The following is a 16,840-nucleotide window of genomic DNA, read 5'->3' as shown; positions in this document are numbered from 1 at the left end:
AAAACCTAAAGCAATATCCTCTCAAGTTTACTTATCAACCACAACCAAAAGTCCACTGCCTTCCAACCGAACGCGACCCACATCGGTAATACGAGTCTGAATAAGTTGGTAGATTTCAGTTAGCTGCTCATGCAGGTAAATACGCAGTTCTACCTGACCGGGGCGATTGGTCAATTCTATGCGAATATTCTGTTTTCCGGCAGCACGTAGAATATCGAGGAATAGGAAGTAAACCTTTTTGTCAACGCCGGTTCTTTCCAACACATCCAGGTTGTGATAATCCACCTGAATCTCGCTTCCATGCCAGGAGGTAAACAGCAATACCAAGCGATCCAGAGAAAGACGTAGCCCTTCCTTCTCAAAGTCCCAGCCGGCCGTCAATTGAGAAAGTGTATCAATTCGATCGAGCAAATCGTCTAATTCTTTGGATGGTGTAGAGTCATCGTGTTGTTCAGAGGAAAGTCGTAGCACCCCAATTCGAAAGCGTTTAATTAATTCCGCCAGGTGCCCGGATTCACTTTCAATCTGGTCTACAAATCTTCGGTTAGACTCGGTTTGTGCCCGAAACTTAAAGCCGATTGATAACCACGATAAAGAGGATGACCAATACCGAAAGAAGACCGACAAAGATCAAGACGAGCTTGCTTTGCTTTCTTCGGGCTTCCATCTCCGTTTGAAGCAAGGCGTTTTGGTGACGCTGTTCAATTAGATGAAGGTCCTGACGATTGGTAATTTGCTGCAAAGAGTCATACACCTGCTGATGGCGAAAGGCCATTTGGTTGTCCTGCATTTTAAGGCGAACGGCAAATAGGTTGTAATGCAGGAAGGCTGAAATGTTGTGGGTTAGTGTGGTATCCTGAATAACGGGAAGTAGATCTTCCAGCAATTGAAGAGCCTGCTGGTTGGAGTCCATTTCCATCAAAAATTCAGCTTCGTTGATGGCGGCCATCCAGGCGAGGTGCAATTGGCCATGATCTTCAAACGATCGTTTTACCCAGCGCATCCAGTGCAAGGCACTATCGGGTTGTTCACGTTCAGAGTATACCAGGCATTGGTTATGCATGGCAACGGATAATTCGGCTGGTGTGGTTGCGGATTGCTGGGCCCGCTGAAAATAATACTGTGCTTGGTTTAAATCCCCCAAAGTGAAGTAGACTCCACCGAGATTAGAAAAGGTTTTACTCTTTGCGGCAAGCGAATCTGATTTGAGGTAATAGAGTAGGGCTTGTTTTAGATCGCCCTCATGAAAATAGCAATTGCCCGCATATCGAGCCGCCTCAGCCTTCACCTGATCGGATTCGGCTTGGGAATAAAGCTTTAAAGATTCTGACAACAGTTGCTCATATTCTCCTGATTCCTGGAGCGTCGCCAAGTGGGATAAATCGTCCCCGGCCATAAGCCAGGGCGACATTCCCCCTGTTAGAATTACAATTAATATGAGTTTAAGTAGAGGTTGTCGCATTAGAAGATCACTGAATGATCACAATTTTTCGTCCTTTGATATCGCCGCCCTCTCTCACCAGGACAAGTACCTCGGATTGACCGGCCATCATCCCATCAAAGGTATGATCTACTTGGATACAATGATCGCTTTGTGCGGGATCATGGATTAAATTGTAAATAACTTCCCCGCAAGTAGGTGAGCCAGTGTGCCCTCCAAACTCCAGGTTTTGTCCTTCTCCGGTGTCGCAGTGAAACTCTAACCGGATCTCTGTAGCTCCGACCACTTCTGCAGTGGTGTTATACGGATCGTGTTCCATATTATAATCATTATAGAGGCTTAAAACCTCTTGGTTTTCCGATCAAAGGTAGAAGAAACTACCAGCCGCCGATAATTGTTCGGTGAATGCCTGATTTTTTGGGTTTTCCTGAATTACCGGTACTTTCTGATGTTTTCAGAGGGCAGGAATAACGGACTAATTAGGTACAAAAACTTGAGCGATTGTTTAGCCGAGAAAGGACCCAAAACCGACTAAGATCAAAATGGGAATAAGGCGAAAAAGTAGCGGGTCCAGGAAGTTCCGATTGTTACTATTTCGTCGAATAAGCCCAAAAAAGATTAGTACGAATGCCAGGATCGAAGTGAAATTCAACAATGGTTCTGCTCCGGGATAGTGCTGAATCTTGAATAGCAACCCAAGCATTCCGGTGGCTAAACTAAAACCAGTGGCAAGTGTGAAAAGAAGCCGGGAAACTCCAGCGGCTTTGATGTGACTTGAGGAAAAGGGACGTTTCTTGGCAAGTGCTCCAAAAACGTATAGTCCAAAGGGAAAATAGTAGATGGATACTACAAGGGTCGACAAAATGAGAAGTAACGAACCTCCGGGCCAGTGCATAAGCCTCATGACAAAACCAATTACGAAGAAGGAAAAACAGGCTATTTCTACCATCCGAATTCGACTGGAATAAGAGAAAACGGGCTCCTGATCAGGAAATACGGATTCGTCAAGAGGGGAATGGATACTCATGGTAGGGGCTTTTCTCGATAAGGTGTTTTGGGTTCGGCAAGGTCTTTTTTCTTAAAATCCAATCCGCAGTCAAAGCAATGGCAAATTTTGCCCATGAAGGGTAGTGGAATGCCAAGCAAGAGCAAACCAATGGCAATACCTCTTGGTGAATACCGTGGACGTGATATTTCATCAGAGCCACATTGGGGGCATTTTATTTGAATTTTTTTACTCAAAACAAAATTTATGGATGAGCTTCCATCTTACAATGAATGGTCGTATGCTCAGATGTTAAGACCAAGGTCTGGTCATTTATTTCGATGGCGTAGAATCCTTCAAAGATGTGCTCGAAGGTATCGAGTTCGGAGATATATACCTCATCGTCGATCAGTTCCCATTTGCCCATAACTGGGCGGCTTTGGAAGCCTGGAATGATCATAACACGCCTGGCAAACATCAAAGTCTCTGAGCAGCTTTCCGAAGTCAAGTTTCGTTCTCGATTTTCAATGGTCTTTGGTTCGAAGTACTGTCCGTCAAAAGTGATGTAGTTCACACACCAGTTCTGGGACATTAATTGACTCTTGACCGATGGGACCAAAGAGGCATAAAGAAAGGGTAGTGGAGTTAAACCTATAATACCCAACAGGACCAAAAAGCGAAGTTGTAGCTGGAGTTTCCCAATCCAAGGTAGATTATGGGTAAGTCGATTAAACTTGATCCAAAACGCACCAACTCCAGGTTCTTCTTCCGGAATTTGCCCCCATTCCTTAAGCAATTCCGTAGCCCTAACGGCGTCTTTCTCATCCACCTGCAGCCGAATTCCTCCCATGGCATTCGACATCAAATTATACACCTGAACGGTCAATTCATCTGCTGCAAAACATTCAATACCTTCAGACTCCAGTCGAGCACGAATAACGGCCAACTCCGATGGATAAGTAAATGTAGCAATGGTAACTGGGCGGGTCATGAAATCGTGGTCTTGTTATACAAGAATAGGAAAAATAGTGGAGCCAGATAAGCTTGGGAGCTTAATGTTAAATGATCAGGCTAAATCATAAATCTTAAAGTAATTTCCAATCTCTCTACTATCCCATCGCCTCAATAATATCCTTAAGATTTAACTTTAAGATTAACCCTGAAGATTGAAGATTGATCCTGAAGATTGATCCTCAAAATCAAAGCTGTTCGTCAATCTCCTCCGCACTTACCGGCAAATACATACTCCATCCAAGATATCCTTGTTTGCCGCTGGCTTTTTCCTGAGCGGTTTGAAAATAGGCAGTCGCTTCGTTCATTTGCTTTTGCTCTTTTTTGATCAGGCCGAGGTAATAGTAGCTATTAGCCAATCGATCGTAGAGTTTTACTTGTTTTTGAAAGGCAGTCTCGGCTTCCTCGAATTGACCATTTTGATAGAGCAAAACACCAAGCGTATAGAAATCATAAGTTCCGGCAAACTCCTCTGATTTTAATTCCGCAATGGCTTCTTGGGCAGTTAGTACGGCTTTTTGCAAACTATCCGTTTTTGCGTAGCAGATACTCAAGATGAGCTTCATTCCGATTTCACCACCTGGACTGTATTGCGGGTAAGATCCTTCTCTTGCCAAATAAGATTCAACATCTTCAATACAGGCTTGATAACTGTGGAATGAAAAATACCAATAGGCCCGGTAGCATTGATAGGTAATGGGATCGAGCTCCACAGCTTTATTGAGCAGTTTCATGCCCTCGCCAATTTTTCCCCGTTTCATATAGGGGACTGCTTTTTCGCAATAGGCATAGGCGAAGTTGGGACCAACCGTAATCGCAGAGTCAAATAGAATTTGGGATTCAATACTTCCCTGGCGGTGTTCAATGGCTTTATAAGAGAGTTCACATGCCTTACGTTCTCCGCTTCCTTCTGGGTAGAGCAAGCAGTTACCTTGAGCCCAGCTGGTTTGAAAAAGGCCGATAACGGCAAATAGGAGTAGGGTAGATTTAATGGAAAATGGTTTCAAGCTGTCCATGGTTAAATTTGTAGTTAATGAATTTTGAGCAGTCCAGGTTTTCTTTATTCGATCGGCCGGATTGCCATTTGTCCAGACCTCGGGTCAATTGAATGAGGGTATCCACAAGTTCTTTCGGAGCGGGTTGTTCGACGTATTTTGAATCCAGAGTTTCCGCCCGATATCGGTCGGTTTGTTGGTTACAATTCATCATAAATCGAATGATGATATAGCCACTGTAATCGGATTGGATGGCCTTGGATTCGAGTCCGATTCTTATTTCCTTTTCCAGGGCCTTCCATCCCCTTCATACTTCAATGCACCTCGACTGTGGTAGATGCGATTGGAGTCGCAAAAGGAAAATTCTGGATTGTCTGTTTGAGCGTCAAAAGGTATCTCTCCAATATCGTTTCCATGGTAGGAGGGTTGTGGGGGAGATTCTTTTGAGGCATTAGGCGTTTCATGATTGCAGCTGGCCAGTATTACCAGGGATAAAATAAGAAGGATTCGGTTCATTTTTCTCAGATTGTTGGTGTGAAATTGAGAATAATGAGCCAGAATTCAGGACCCGCTCCAGGGGATTAACAAATCATTAACGGCTTGGAGATTATCATCTGGTTTCGATAAAAATTACACGATTATCTGATTGTTAGGAGGTTGCAGCTGCTGGGCTTGATCGCATCAATTTTCAATGATGCTTTTGAATTTTTTCTTCCAGCTTACAGCGCGTTTCTGCATAAGGTCATACAGGTCCTTGTCCCGATTAAAGGCATGTTCGTAGTGCTCAAGCATAAAGGTGTTTTTCTGTTCATCCAGTTTCTCCTTTCTCTCTACTTGACCTTCTATTTTTCCCCAGAAATCTTCTACCAAGGCAAAGTTTTCTTCCAACCAATTTAAGTGTCTCAAGGCATCCCGTTGATAGGCCATAACCTTCTTAATCTCCTCCATATACAGGTATTTCAGGTACTTGTCATACTTAATCGCACTCACAATGGTTCCCTCATTCATTTGAACCTTTGCATCCGCCTTTCCCTTCTTGGTATAGGTATTCATTTGCTTAAGCAGATTCATGGCCGTTTTGTCTGGTAACTCCTGATCCATAAGTAGGACATAGCTGGTCATCAAGCTATCAAACTCCAATACAATCTGGCTATCTACTTGATGGATAAATCGATTGTAGCCAAAGTTGTTATGCCGGATGTATTCACCGCTCAGGCGAAGCAGGTATTCAATTTCTTGAATGTTGTAGAACAAGGGTTTCAGTTCGGAGTTTTGAAAGTGTTCAGCCGTTGCCGCATTGAGGCTATCAAATACCTGGGCAACTTCCCTAATGGAATCCTGCCACAGTTTCACGGGTTCCGTATCTGTAGGTACTTCATACTCGCCATTGACCAATTCCGGATAAGTTCGGCCAATCTGCTCCAGGTATCCTTGAAGCTTTTTCTGGTTGGAAACAAGGCGTTCTTTTAAACGATCAATTTGCCCCAGGCATTTGTCGTGTTTTTGCTTGGTCTTGGTTTCCTTTTTGCCAATCGTTTTGTTAGAATTTTGAGCCAATTTGTAGCTCCCCTTCAGCATTTTCTTTTCCAGCTTGAAGTTCTTCTTCTGGTTGGCCATGTCTTTTTTGCTGTAGGTAATTACCGTATCGGTGTAGGCCAGTAGTTGGCTGTATACGGCAATCGTCATGGCCTCTGGGGCATCCTTAAAGTATTTCTTCAGGTCCTGGTTGTTCAAAATGCTGATGTAATTGAAGTAATTCAAAGCCTTCATGCCAGCGTTGTCTGGATTGTACTCATAGCTCTTGTCTGCTACCTCAATCATTTTCTCCAAGGGTCCTTTGATTTGATGTTCATTCAATACATCGTAATAGTCGTAGGCCACATCAGAAGTAGAGCCGAGTATTTCCTTTAGTTCTTCCTCTTCTTTTTTGAAGTCGTCGATACCGATGGGGTGATTTCGAAGCTGCCAAAACTTAACGGCTGGGAGATGAGTGAGAAGAAAGGTATCGTTTTCAGGCATAAACCAGTCCTTGGCAGGAGCTTGTACAAAGTCAATCCTCTTTTCATGACTGGGCCCTTTCTCTACTTTTTCCTCATACCGCTTCATTCGCTTTTTGTAGCGTTTTTCAAACCGACGAATCCGGCCGGGAGTAGCCCAGATTTTGGGAGTTTTCTTTTTGGGCTTTTTGTATTCGATAGGTATCCGGCCAATGTATCCGGCATCCCAGGTAGGGTCAAAGAGTCGCCATTCGCTGTCAACGACGGCGCCTACCCAGCTGTGACCGGCCCGGCACATCATAAGCGAATCTTCCCAGGCCGCTGCGCGAATGTAGCCTTGAATGGGTTCGGCTTCAATGCCTACTTCCAGTAGCATAAAGCTCAGTAGGCGGGAATATTCCGAACTCATGCCTCGCTTCCGTTTCAAGGTCGCATCAGGCGATTCATATTCGTAGCATTTGTTGTCACTTAACCTGCCGTAGTCATATGCAATGTTGTGCGTAATCCAACTGTAAATGGTGTCGAGTTTTTCCTCTTCCGTTTTCAGATCATCCGTTAAGTAATGCGCCAACAGGACGTAGGATTTTCTGATTTTTCCAGGAATTTTTTTCTTTTTCTGGGCCTGAAGAGTCAGGGTAGAAAATAGCAATACGAAGCACATCAAGGCAGTTGGTCGCCAGAGGTCAATCTTCATGGTACTGGTTTTGGTTTATTAGTTGACCAAAACTATATCAAACTAAAAATATGGTAGCCTCTCTATCCGATCTTCTTTGCAGAATGCATGAAATAGTATGCGAAATCCAAAGCGATCAATGGCTTTAACCGGAGCTATTTCTTGTGCAGTTTGGCTTGGTACTGTGGACGCATCAGGTTATCTGCATCCAAAATTCTATCCAGTTCTTCCTCGGTAAGTAATTCCTTTTCCAAAATCAGCTCCCGAATCGATTTTCCGGTTGTCACGGCTTCCTTACCAATTACGTCTCCCATGTGGTGGCCGATGTAGGGATTCAGGAAGGTAATCAGACCGACGGAATTGTAGACCATGTCTCGGGTGTGCTCAGCATTCGCCGTTATGCCTGAAATGCACTTCGATGAAAGCGTACTTAAAGCATTAGACAACAAATCGATGGATTCAAACATACACTGTGCAATTACCGGTTCCATCACATTCAACTGAAGCTGGCCGGCTTCCGCAGCAAAGGAGATAGCCACATCATTTCCGATAATCTTAAAACACACCTGGTTAACCACTTCCGGGATTACCGGATTTACCTTAGCCGGCATAATCGATGAACCGGCCTGCATTTCAGGAAGATTAATTTCGTTGAGACCGCACCTTGGTCCAGAAGACAGGAGCCTGAGGTCGTTACAGATCTTGGATAGTTTCACCGCCGTCCGTTTGAGCGCTCCGGAGATCATCACATAAGCTCCACAATCCGATGTAGCTTCGATCAGGTTAGATGAACACTCAAAACTGGCTTTGGTAAATTGAGCCAGATAACTCACCGCCAATTCAGCATAACCCTTAGGTGCATTCACTCCAGTACCGATCGCAGTAGCCCCCAAGTTCACTTCCAGAATCAGGTTGCGAACCATTTTGAGGTTCTTAGATTCTTCGCGTAGATTAGTAGACCAAGCGGCAAATTCATCTCCCAAAGACATAGGAACCGCATCCTGAAGTTGGGTTCGTCCCATTTTAAGCACATTGCGAAATTCAGCTGATTTAACATCCAGCTCTGTACACAATAGATTAACCCGTTCCAGCAGGTGATTGATATGGAAGAACAGCGCTACTCTGAATCCAGTCGGGTAGGCATCATTCGTGGATTGCGATTTGTTCACATGATCGTTGGGATGAAGCACAGAATAATCGCCTTTAGCATGTCCATTCATTTCGAGAGCTACATTGGCAATTACCTCATTGGTATTCATGTTCACCGAGGTACCAGCACCTCCCTGAAACACGTCCGAGGGGAAATAGACTGCATACTTCTCCAAGTTGGCCAGTATTTCATCACAGGCCTGAATAATCATATTCGCTTTGTCTTCCGGAATGGTACCAATATCCCGATTGGCACTGGCACAGGCTTTTTTAGTGAGTACCATGCCTTGCACAAAAAAGAGGTGATCTCCGATTACGCCATTCGAAATCTTGAAGTTATCCATAGCTCGTTGCGTATGAATGCCATAGTACAGATTTTGATCAATCTCCATTTCGCCCAAAAGGTCAATTTCCGTTCTCTTTTCCATGATTATGCAGTGTTGTTATGGTGGGGAATGCGCTTCATTCCATGTCGTCGAAATTAGGCTATTGGCATAAAAAGAGCGAAGGGGAGTGGGGGATTATTTTGAGGAATGCATTGTGGATATTGATTTCCACTCAATTTTGGAAATGTCAGGATAACTTTGATCCGGAATCAATTCGCTTAGGTCAGAAGATTCTCGTAGCTGAGCATTGGGCCGGAAAATGCGTACTTCTATTGTTTCCAGGTTTCGCCGTACAATTAATGGACGATGAAGTCGATAGCCCCACCAGTGCTTGGTTTGAATCAGTAGAATGAGGTAGTCATTCGAATAGCATATTTGGGCTTGTCTTTTTTGGCTAAAATGGTTTAGGGTAACAGGATGATTAAAGCGAGGAGTTACCGTGCGTGTTGGATGCCAGAATATCTCCACCTCGAGAGGGATTTCCTGATAAACTAAGTTGTGTTCTTTCAATTTCTCCTGGCAACGTATATACTTCCTTCGGTTGCTTCGATTTCGCCACCATAAGATTCCAGGAAGAAAGAGTAATAAGAGATAGATTAGACCACTGAATTCAAAGGTATCCGGTAGCGCCCCGTTTAATCCATACACCGCCAGGAATACGATGAGCAATAGAAATGCGACTTTCTGATTGTTCATGAGCCAAAGCAATCAAACAATTCGACCTCGAAACTTTCCGCGATTAAAGGCATTGACCCGATCGCGATCCTGTTTGAGAAGAATACCATAAACGATTACCGGTAGTGAGAAAAAGCCTCCTATTATATAAACCGTATAATGGTTACTGGAATTCGCCACGACTCCCAAAACATAGTAGAACAGGAGCGGAGTACCGAGAATGAAAACCGCCGTAGCCACAACAAGTGCCAGTTTAGAAGGTTTGGCTGTCCACTCATCCACATCGATTTCATGAGCCGTGTTGCACTCCGGGCAATTCACCTTAATCGCATCACCTTCACGCCGCGCCAATTCAGCTCGGGTAGGCGACCAGGTAGAGTGAGAAAGTACATGGGGGCAAGTAGGACAGGGGCTATAAATTTTCATTGCAGTTGATTTTGAGTTTCAATTCAGAGGTTGTTTATTTCTTCGAAACTGCTTGCAATATAGAACAATGGATAGAATTTGTACGCCGTACTACTTCTTTAATGATAGATAAAGATTGACCACATGAACAATAAAGGAAAGACCAAGGAATATTAGAAAGACACTCTTTGAAACGGATTGAAATAGTATAACAGTAAGAAGAATAAGAGCCGCTTCGACCATTGAGATCAACGAAATCCTCCTAGTCCTGAACCGCTTTAATTCTTTTAATTCAATAACCAGATTATCCTGATATTTAATCGACTCACAAAAGTCGAGATATTGATTTATTCTTTTTCTCTGTTTTCTAATAAGCAGGCTTTTGCCATAAAGTTTGGTTAGATGAATGAAGTGATGGTTTTGCGCACATCTATTTCCAACTACAAGTAGTTTGAAGTCATCAAAAAGCAGAAATACTTTAGCTAAATTGTTCTGCAGGAAGTAGGCCTCACCTACATATCTCAAAGTTTCAATTTGTTCAGGTGTTAAGGCCTCTGCTAAAATCCTCTTCCGGTAGCGCTCAAAATGATGAATGATCAATCGTACGTTGTGGCGATGGCTATTAATCGTCTGGTATATTTCCTCGATTTTCATTTTTGAGCTGAGGGAAAGTGAACCAATTTTTTGGGATAGTTAGATATCCAGCTGATATTTCCCAAAAGTCCAATGGCTATAAGTAAGAGATTATTTATATCTCAAAATGCATCCCATCCTTCAACAACCGATTATACATCTTTTTGTTAAAGCGAAACAAGTTGCCCGGTCTACCAGCTCCAGATTTTATGGCTTTTTCATCCAATTCATCCAGGATGCCGAGGTGCATGACCTTCTTCTTAAAGTTTCTACGATCAATCGGGCGATCGAGAAGGGTAGAGTACAAGTGCTCCAAATCGGAGAAAGGAAACTTAGGATCTAACAATTCAAAACCGATGGGCTGGTAAGTGATTTTGCTACGAAGACGTTCGATGGCCATTTCCAGAATTTGGGCATGATCAAAAGCCAATTCAGGAAGGTTTTTGATGTTAAACCATCCAGCTTCTTCAGCATCGGTAGAGGCCTTCAATTTGCTAAACTGTTTCGACTTGACCAAACCAAAGTAAGCTACTGAGACCACCCTTCTTCTTGGATCACGATCGGGTTTACCAAAGGTGTAAAGCTGTTCGAGGTAATTAATTTTTACCCCAGTTTCCTCCAATAATTCGCGTTCCACGGCTGTTTCCAGTGACTCATCATTCTTCACAAATCCACCTGGAATGGCCCAATCGCCTTGAAAAGGAGGATATTTTCGTTTGATAAGTAACAGAGATACTCCTTCTTCCTTGCTGTAACCGAAGACGATAGCATCCACGGCCAGACTTATATTTTGCGTTTCTTTCACGCAATAAAGGTAGGGTAAAGTGCTCTGAAATAGAAGGATTGAATTTATATGTGTAAAATAAACGCAAAAAGGTTTGCTGGTTTGGATCTAAATCCTATATATTTGCGTTGTTAATACGCAAAACCATGAAATACCTAAACCTAGATACCCAATTTGAGCCCTTTGGATCTTCAGTGAAGTTCGAATCCATGACATTTTCAGGAGGGAGCCTCATATTAAGTTGTTGGAGGAATTAACGGAAAGAGATGAGGTAACGATCACATGCAGAATTCGATCATTTAATGATCTTGGATTATTGTTTGTTGCGGTTGACGCATTGAGAAGGGCTGATGTTTCGGATATCCATTTGTTGATTCCTTATTTCCCTGGCGCACGACAAGATCGGTTAATGGTGTATGGTGAGCCACTAACTGCTAAGGTTTATGCAAATCTTATTAATTCAATGAATCTGAAAAGGGTTACTGTATTAGACCCTCATAGCGATGTGACTCCGGCTTTGCTCGATCGAGTGAAAGTTATAACTAACGAGTATTTCGTGGAATTGGCCACCAAGAACTATTTAGATTTTGTACTCGTTGCACCTGATAATGGTGCTTTGAAAAGAACTTTTAGAGTTGCACAGTACTTAGGAAAGAATGAAGTAATTGAATGTGCTAAAAAAAGAAATGTGGCCACTGGAAAGTTGAGCGATTTCCAAGTTCATGCGGAAGATCTGGATGGAAGAACCTGTGTTGTTGTAGATGATATTTGTGACGGAGGAGGAACCTTTTTAGGATTGGCTAAAGAGTTGAAAAGGAAAGGAGCAGGAAGTTTAGTTCTTGTAGCAACACACGGAATTTTTAGCAAAGGTTTTGAAGAGTTGTTGAAATGGTACGATGAGATTATTTGTACAGATTCTTTTCAAAGCTTTGAAAATCAAGAAATAATCCAAATTAAATTAAACCAAATATTAAAACCATGAAATACTCCATTGAAAAACTGTTGACCATGAATGGTCAGTTAAATAGTTCGGAATTTCTTTTTTTCTGGGGGCATCAGCCCAAGAAGGACGGAACCATTGGAAGCGGTTGTTTGAGTCAATGGTGGATGTCAGCTTTTGAGTTTCAAGGAATGCATTTTGCCACTGCCGAGCATTGGATGATGTATAAAAAGGCGGAGTTATTTAAGGATGCTCAAATGGCAGAAGAAATTCTCCAATGCGAGTCTCCGGCAAAGGTGAAAAAGCTAGGACGAAAGGTCCAAAATTTCGATCCCCATTTATGGAATAAGAAGAAATTTGAATTCGTGGTCGAGGGGAATAGACATAAGTTTTTTCAAAATAGAGAGTTAGCTGATTTTCTAATAAGCACAGGGGATAAAATCATAGTGGAGGCCAGCCCATATGATAGAATCTGGGGAATTGGTATGTCGAAAAATCATTCTGATATAGAGAGTCCTGATAAATGGAGAGGGCAGAACTTATTAGGATTTGCCTTGATGGAGGTTCGCGATTGGCTTAAAAGCAATTGAGAAAAATGTTTTTAGAAATTGTACATGGAGATATTACCCAATTACCAATTGATGTAATTGTAAATGCGGCAAATAGTTCACTTTTAGGCGGCGGCGGAGTTGATGGTGCTATTCACCGAGCCGCTGGACCTGAACTGTTGGAGGAGTGTAGAACCATTCGTAGAAAGCAGGGAGGATGTGAGGTAGGAGAAGCCGTGATGACCGGTTCGGGAGCATTACCCTGCAAACGAGTAATTCACACCGTGGGCCCCGTTTATAACCAGGGAGGACAGGATAAGGAAAGACTTCTTGCAGCATGTTACTCCAATTCAATTCAGCTGCTCTTAAAAGGAGGATATGAAAAAATAGCATTCCCGAATATCAGCACCGGGATTTATAGATTCCCAAAAGAATTAGCAGCAACAATAGCTGTAGAAACTGTTCTTCAATTCAAAAATGAGAGGGCCTTGAAAAAAGTCGTCTTTGTTTGTTTTGAACTGGAGAATTACCAATTATATACTAACCTAATCAATCAACAAACCAATGAATCGAGAAATAAGAAAAACTAAGGCCCAAGAAACATTAAAGATATTGGAGAAGGGGGGATATTCTTTAAACCCTGAAACCGCTATTGACTTTTCATCAGAGTTAAAAAGATCCATAAATAAATCACAACTCTTTAGTCCTGATGAACTGAGTGATGTATCCCATTCTTTAGAATTTGACAAAAGTTGGGACATGCAAACTGAGATTGTACATGAGGATACTCTGAGTTGTATTTTAAGGCTTAAAGAAGAGGGAAATGCCCGGATTCTTTGCCTCAATTTTGCTTCTGCAAGAAATCCAGGAGGAGGGTTTCTGAATGGTTCGTTAGCCCAGGAGGAAAGTCTTGCCGTATCAACCGGACTTTACCTGACGCAATTAAAGCATTTTGACTTTTACGAATACCATCGTAATCAAAAGACCTGTTTTTATTCTGATCGGATAATTTACAGCCCTAATGTTCCAATTTTCCGAGATACAAATGGCGATCTTTTACCAGCCTTTAAACTTTGCAGTTTGATCACCAGCGCTGCTGTGAATAAGGGAGTCATCCAACACAAAGAGATGGATAGATTAAATGAGGTTGTGCCAACCATGAAGCGCAGAATCGATCGGATTTTATCATTGGCGTACCTTAAAGGCTATGATACCCTAATATTAGGAGCTTGGGGGTGTGGAGTGTTCCAAAATGATCCTGATGATATTGCTGCTCTATTTGCGGAATTGTTGAACACAAAATTCAAAGGCCGGGTCAAAAAAATAGTATTCGCCATTTATTCAAGGAGTCCTAGGTTTATACAAGCATTTAAATCACACTTAACCGATAATGATGAAAAGTAATAACAAGCAAATAAGCAAACTAATGAGCTTGGTTCTTCGGCATCAACCCGAGTATATTGGAGTTCAATTAGACGAAGAGGGTTGGCTATCCATAGATGAGCTACTCGCTGGAATGAAGAGGAAGGGAATTAGAGTGGATCGTAAACTCCTGGAAGAAGTCGTGAGAACCAATGATAAACAACGGTTTAAAATCAGCGAGGATGGTAATTATATAAGAGCGAATCAAGGGCATTCAATTGAGGTCAATCTTGATTTCGTATCAACAACGCCACCCGAAATACTCTTTCATGGTACGGTTGATCGTTTCATTCCTGCTATTCGAAAGGAGGGCTTAAAAAGAATGTCCAGAAATCATGTTCATCTAAGCGCGGATATGCAAACCGCCCAAAAAGTGGGAAGTAGAAGAGGCAAACCGGTTTTATTGAGAATTAAAGCGGCCGATCTATTTGCAAGCGGCCAGCCATTTTACCTATCACACAATGGGGTATGGCTCACTCAAAATATAAGCCCCGAATTTATCGAGTTTGAATCATGAGAACATTGGTTTTTGGTGATATTCATGGGGGCTAAAGGCCCTGACCCAATTGATAGGTAGAATTGATCTTCAGAAGGACGATGAGTTAATTTTTTTGGGCGACTATGTTGACGGGTGGAGTGAATCTGCTCAGGTCATTGATTTTTTACTTGAGCTAAAAACTCATTACAAATGCCAGTTTATTCGTGGAAATCATGATGTATGGTTATGCCAATGGCTTAAATCCGGAGATCCAAATTCTATATGGATGACCAGTGGGGGCAGGCTACCGTTGAAAGCTACGCAGGTTATGGGAGTGCATCTAAAGAAGCTCACATTCAGTTTTTGGATGAACTACAGAATTTTTATGTTGATGCAGAGAACCGTTTGTTCATCCACGCTGGTTTCTCCTCAATGCATGGGCCCAAAAAAGAACATTATGCATCAAATTATTATTGGGATCGAACGCTATGGGAGGTCGCCCGTGCCATTCACAACAGAGTTTTAATAGGAGATAGGGATTATCCAAAGCGATTGGGTCATTATAAAGAGATATTTATCGGGCATACACCAACTATAGAATGGCAAGTGGATACACCTTGGCAAAGAGCAAATGTTTGGAATGTAGATACTGGAGCAGCCTTCACGGGTAAGCTTTCGGCCTTGGAGGTTAATCACAAGCAGGTTTGGCAAAGTGACACATTGATTTCTTTATACCCTGAAGAACAAGGGAGAAACTAATTTTATTTAATTGTGTAAAAAATACGCATATTCATTTTTTAATTTATATTTGTGTTGTTATAACGCAAAATAAAAAGAGATGAATACCCTGAACCTTACCGACGGATATAAAGTAGATCACAAAAGTCAATACCCAAACGGGACTGAAATGGTTTACAGCAATTGGACACCCAGAAAAAGTCGAATTCCAAAAATTGACCAGGTTACTTTTTTTGGATTGCAATACTTCATTAAAAAGTATTTACAGGAAGATTTTGACAAGAACTTCTTCGGCCAGCCAAAAGACAAAGTGGTAAACGCATATAGAAGAAGAATAGGAGCTTACCTTGGACCGGATGCCATTACTTACGAGCATATTGAGGCTCTTCATGATTTAGGTTATTTACCTCTGGAAATAAAAGCACTGCCCGAAGGAACAAGTGTTCCTTTGAGAACGGCGATGTTTACCATTAAGAACACTCTTCCTGAGTTCTTTTGGCTAACCAACTTTTTTGAAACCATTTTGAGTTGCATTATCTGGATGCCCTGTACAAGCGCTACAATTGCCAAGCAATATCGAGTGCTTTTAGATCAATATGCATTAGAGACTGGTGGTGATCCTGATTTCGTGCCCTTTCAAGCTCATGATTTTAGTTTTCGCGGAATGGCGGGATTGGAAGCTGCAATGATGAGCGGAGCAGGGCATCTTTTAAATTTTACAGGCACAGATACTATTCCAGCCATAGATTTTTTAGAACAGTACTACCATGCACAAACCGAGTGCGAATTAATTGGAGCCAGTGTCCCAGCCACCGAGCATAGTGTAATGTGCATGGGTACTGTTCTTTATGAACAAGACACTTTTGAGCGATTGATAACTCAAACTTATCCAACAGGGATCGTAAGTATCGTTAGTGATACATGGGATTTTTGGAAGGTGATTACTGAGTATTTACCTGCTCTTAAGAAACAAATATTGAATAGAAATGGAAAGGTAGTAATCCGACCTGATAGTGGAGATCCGGTAAAAATACTTTGTGGAGATCCTACTGCTCCATTGGGTACACCTCAATACAAGGGAGCGGTAGAATGCCTATTTGAAACTTTTGGAGGAACTTTAACTCCTACTGGATATAAACTGCTGAATCAGCATGTGGGCCTCATATATGGAGACAGTATTACACTCGAACGGTGCGAGGAAATTTGCAAACAATTGAAGGCAAAAGGTTTTGCAAGCACCAATGTAGTCTTTGGAATTGGGAGCTACACCTATCAATATGTAACTCGGGATACTTTCGGGTTTGCCATGAAAGCGACCTATGGGCAAGTTGCAGGGCAGGGAAGAGAGATTTATAAAGACCCTAAAACGGATGACGGAACTAAGAAAAGTGCAAGAGGTTTATTGGGAATATTTGAAGATGATAATGGAAAATTGACGATGAGAGATCAACTCGACCACACAGAAGAGAAGCAAGGACTGTTAGAATTAGTTTATCAAGACGGTCAATTACTAAAGGAGACTACTTTGCAAGAAATCCGGGAAAGGATTCGAGCTAAGAATCTCGTTCACTAAGATCTCT

General features: G+C 42.3%; 18 protein-coding genes and 2 pseudogenes. 7 read left to right on the top strand and 13 right to left on the bottom strand.

Going from position 1 to position 16,840, the window contains the following annotated elements:
* Positions 1 to 27 precede the first annotated feature (27 nt).
* The 13 genes from KFE98_19565 to KFE98_19505 form a co-directional block, all read right to left on the bottom strand.
* A complete protein-coding gene (locus KFE98_19565; protein UTW62176.1) occupies positions 28 to 471 on the bottom strand; it encodes a hypothetical protein in 444 nt (147 codons plus the stop codon).
* Positions 472 to 568: 97 nt separating this feature from the next.
* Positions 569 to 1,411, bottom strand: coding sequence for a hypothetical protein (locus KFE98_19560; protein ID UTW62175.1), 843 nt, complete (start codon positions 1,409 to 1,411; stop codon positions 569 to 571).
* 58 nt (positions 1,412 to 1,469) lie between these two features.
* Positions 1,470 to 1,760 (bottom strand): hypothetical protein, encoded by a 291-nt coding sequence (locus tag KFE98_19555; protein UTW62174.1) that lies wholly within the window; start codon positions 1,758 to 1,760, stop codon positions 1,470 to 1,472.
* Positions 1,761 to 1,946: 186 nt separating this feature from the next.
* Positions 1,947 to 2,468: a hypothetical protein gene (locus KFE98_19550; protein ID UTW62173.1), complete on the bottom strand. Its 522-nt coding sequence runs from the start codon at positions 2,466 to 2,468 to the stop codon at positions 1,947 to 1,949.
* Positions 2,469 to 2,691: 223 nt separating this feature from the next.
* Positions 2,692 to 3,417, bottom strand: coding sequence for a DUF2007 domain-containing protein (locus tag KFE98_19545; protein ID UTW62172.1), 726 nt, complete (start codon positions 3,415 to 3,417; stop codon positions 2,692 to 2,694).
* Positions 3,418 to 3,625: 208 nt separating this feature from the next.
* Complete coding sequence (locus tag KFE98_19540; GenBank protein UTW62171.1) at positions 3,626 to 4,453, bottom strand: hypothetical protein; 828 nt, start codon at positions 4,451 to 4,453, stop codon at positions 3,626 to 3,628.
* A 255-nt stretch (positions 4,454 to 4,708) separates the two neighbouring features.
* Positions 4,709 to 4,948: a hypothetical protein gene (locus KFE98_19535; GenBank protein ID UTW62170.1), complete on the bottom strand. Its 240-nt coding sequence runs from the start codon at positions 4,946 to 4,948 to the stop codon at positions 4,709 to 4,711.
* Between the two features lie 165 nt (positions 4,949 to 5,113).
* Entirely contained in the window at positions 5,114 to 7,123 is a 2,010-nt protein-coding gene (locus tag KFE98_19530) for a transglutaminase domain-containing protein (GenBank protein UTW62169.1), read from the bottom strand.
* A 134-nt stretch (positions 7,124 to 7,257) separates the two neighbouring features.
* Positions 7,258 to 8,682, bottom strand: a complete 1,425-nt coding sequence (gene aspA, locus KFE98_19525; protein UTW64750.1) for an aspartate ammonia-lyase — start codon at positions 8,680 to 8,682, stop codon at positions 7,258 to 7,260.
* Positions 8,683 to 8,772: 90 nt separating this feature from the next.
* Positions 8,773 to 9,333, bottom strand: coding sequence for a hypothetical protein (locus tag KFE98_19520; protein UTW62168.1), 561 nt, complete (start codon positions 9,331 to 9,333; stop codon positions 8,773 to 8,775).
* Positions 9,334 to 9,345: 12 nt separating this feature from the next.
* On the bottom strand, positions 9,346 to 9,738 hold the full coding sequence (locus tag KFE98_19515) for a hypothetical protein (GenBank protein ID UTW62167.1): 393 nt from the start codon (positions 9,736 to 9,738) through the stop codon (positions 9,346 to 9,348).
* 90 nt (positions 9,739 to 9,828) lie between these two features.
* Complete coding sequence (locus KFE98_19510) at positions 9,829 to 10,371, bottom strand: hypothetical protein (GenBank protein UTW62166.1); 543 nt, start codon at positions 10,369 to 10,371, stop codon at positions 9,829 to 9,831.
* 94 nt (positions 10,372 to 10,465) lie between these two features.
* The gene (locus KFE98_19505; GenBank protein UTW62165.1) at positions 10,466 to 11,155 is read right to left on the bottom strand and encodes an NUDIX hydrolase; all 690 of its coding nucleotides are present in this window, start codon (positions 11,153 to 11,155) and stop codon (positions 10,466 to 10,468) included.
* Positions 11,156 to 11,280: 125 nt separating this feature from the next.
* Here KFE98_19505 and KFE98_19500 point away from each other — a divergent pair.
* The 7 genes and pseudogenes from KFE98_19500 to KFE98_19470 all read left to right on the top strand — a co-directional run bounded on the left by KFE98_19500 (position 11,281) and on the right by KFE98_19470 (position 16,833).
* Positions 11,281 to 12,116, top strand: a pseudogene (locus KFE98_19500) (ribose-phosphate pyrophosphokinase).
* A complete protein-coding gene (locus tag KFE98_19495; protein ID UTW62164.1) occupies positions 12,113 to 12,664 on the top strand; it encodes an NADAR family protein in 552 nt (183 codons plus the stop codon). The pseudogene KFE98_19500 and the gene KFE98_19495 overlap by 4 nt, the downstream one beginning before the upstream one ends.
* 5 nt (positions 12,665 to 12,669) lie before the next feature.
* Entirely contained in the window at positions 12,670 to 13,212 is a 543-nt protein-coding gene (locus tag KFE98_19490; protein UTW62163.1) for an O-acetyl-ADP-ribose deacetylase, read from the top strand.
* The gene (locus KFE98_19485) at positions 13,187 to 14,026 is read left to right on the top strand and encodes a TIGR02452 family protein (protein ID UTW62162.1); all 840 of its coding nucleotides are present in this window, start codon (positions 13,187 to 13,189) and stop codon (positions 14,024 to 14,026) included. The genes KFE98_19490 and KFE98_19485 overlap by 26 nt, the downstream gene beginning before the upstream one ends.
* Positions 14,013 to 14,561, top strand: a complete 549-nt coding sequence (locus KFE98_19480; GenBank protein ID UTW62161.1) for an RNA 2'-phosphotransferase — start codon at positions 14,013 to 14,015, stop codon at positions 14,559 to 14,561. The genes KFE98_19485 and KFE98_19480 overlap by 14 nt, the downstream gene beginning before the upstream one ends.
* Positions 14,558 to 15,281 (top strand): annotated as a pseudogene (locus KFE98_19475) (serine/threonine protein phosphatase). The gene KFE98_19480 and the pseudogene KFE98_19475 overlap by 4 nt, the downstream one beginning before the upstream one ends.
* Positions 15,282 to 15,360: 79 nt before the next feature.
* Positions 15,361 to 16,833 (top strand): nicotinate phosphoribosyltransferase, encoded by a 1,473-nt coding sequence (locus KFE98_19470; protein UTW62160.1) that lies wholly within the window; start codon positions 15,361 to 15,363, stop codon positions 16,831 to 16,833.
* The last annotated feature ends 7 nt before the right edge of the window (positions 16,834 to 16,840 follow it).

Source organism: bacterium SCSIO 12741 (genome assembly GCA_024398055.1).
GTDB lineage: Bacteria > Bacteroidota > Bacteroidia > Flavobacteriales_G > Salibacteraceae > SCSIO-12741.
The sequence above is the reverse complement of the archived record's forward strand: the minus strand, read 5'-3'. Positions and strand labels throughout refer to the sequence as shown.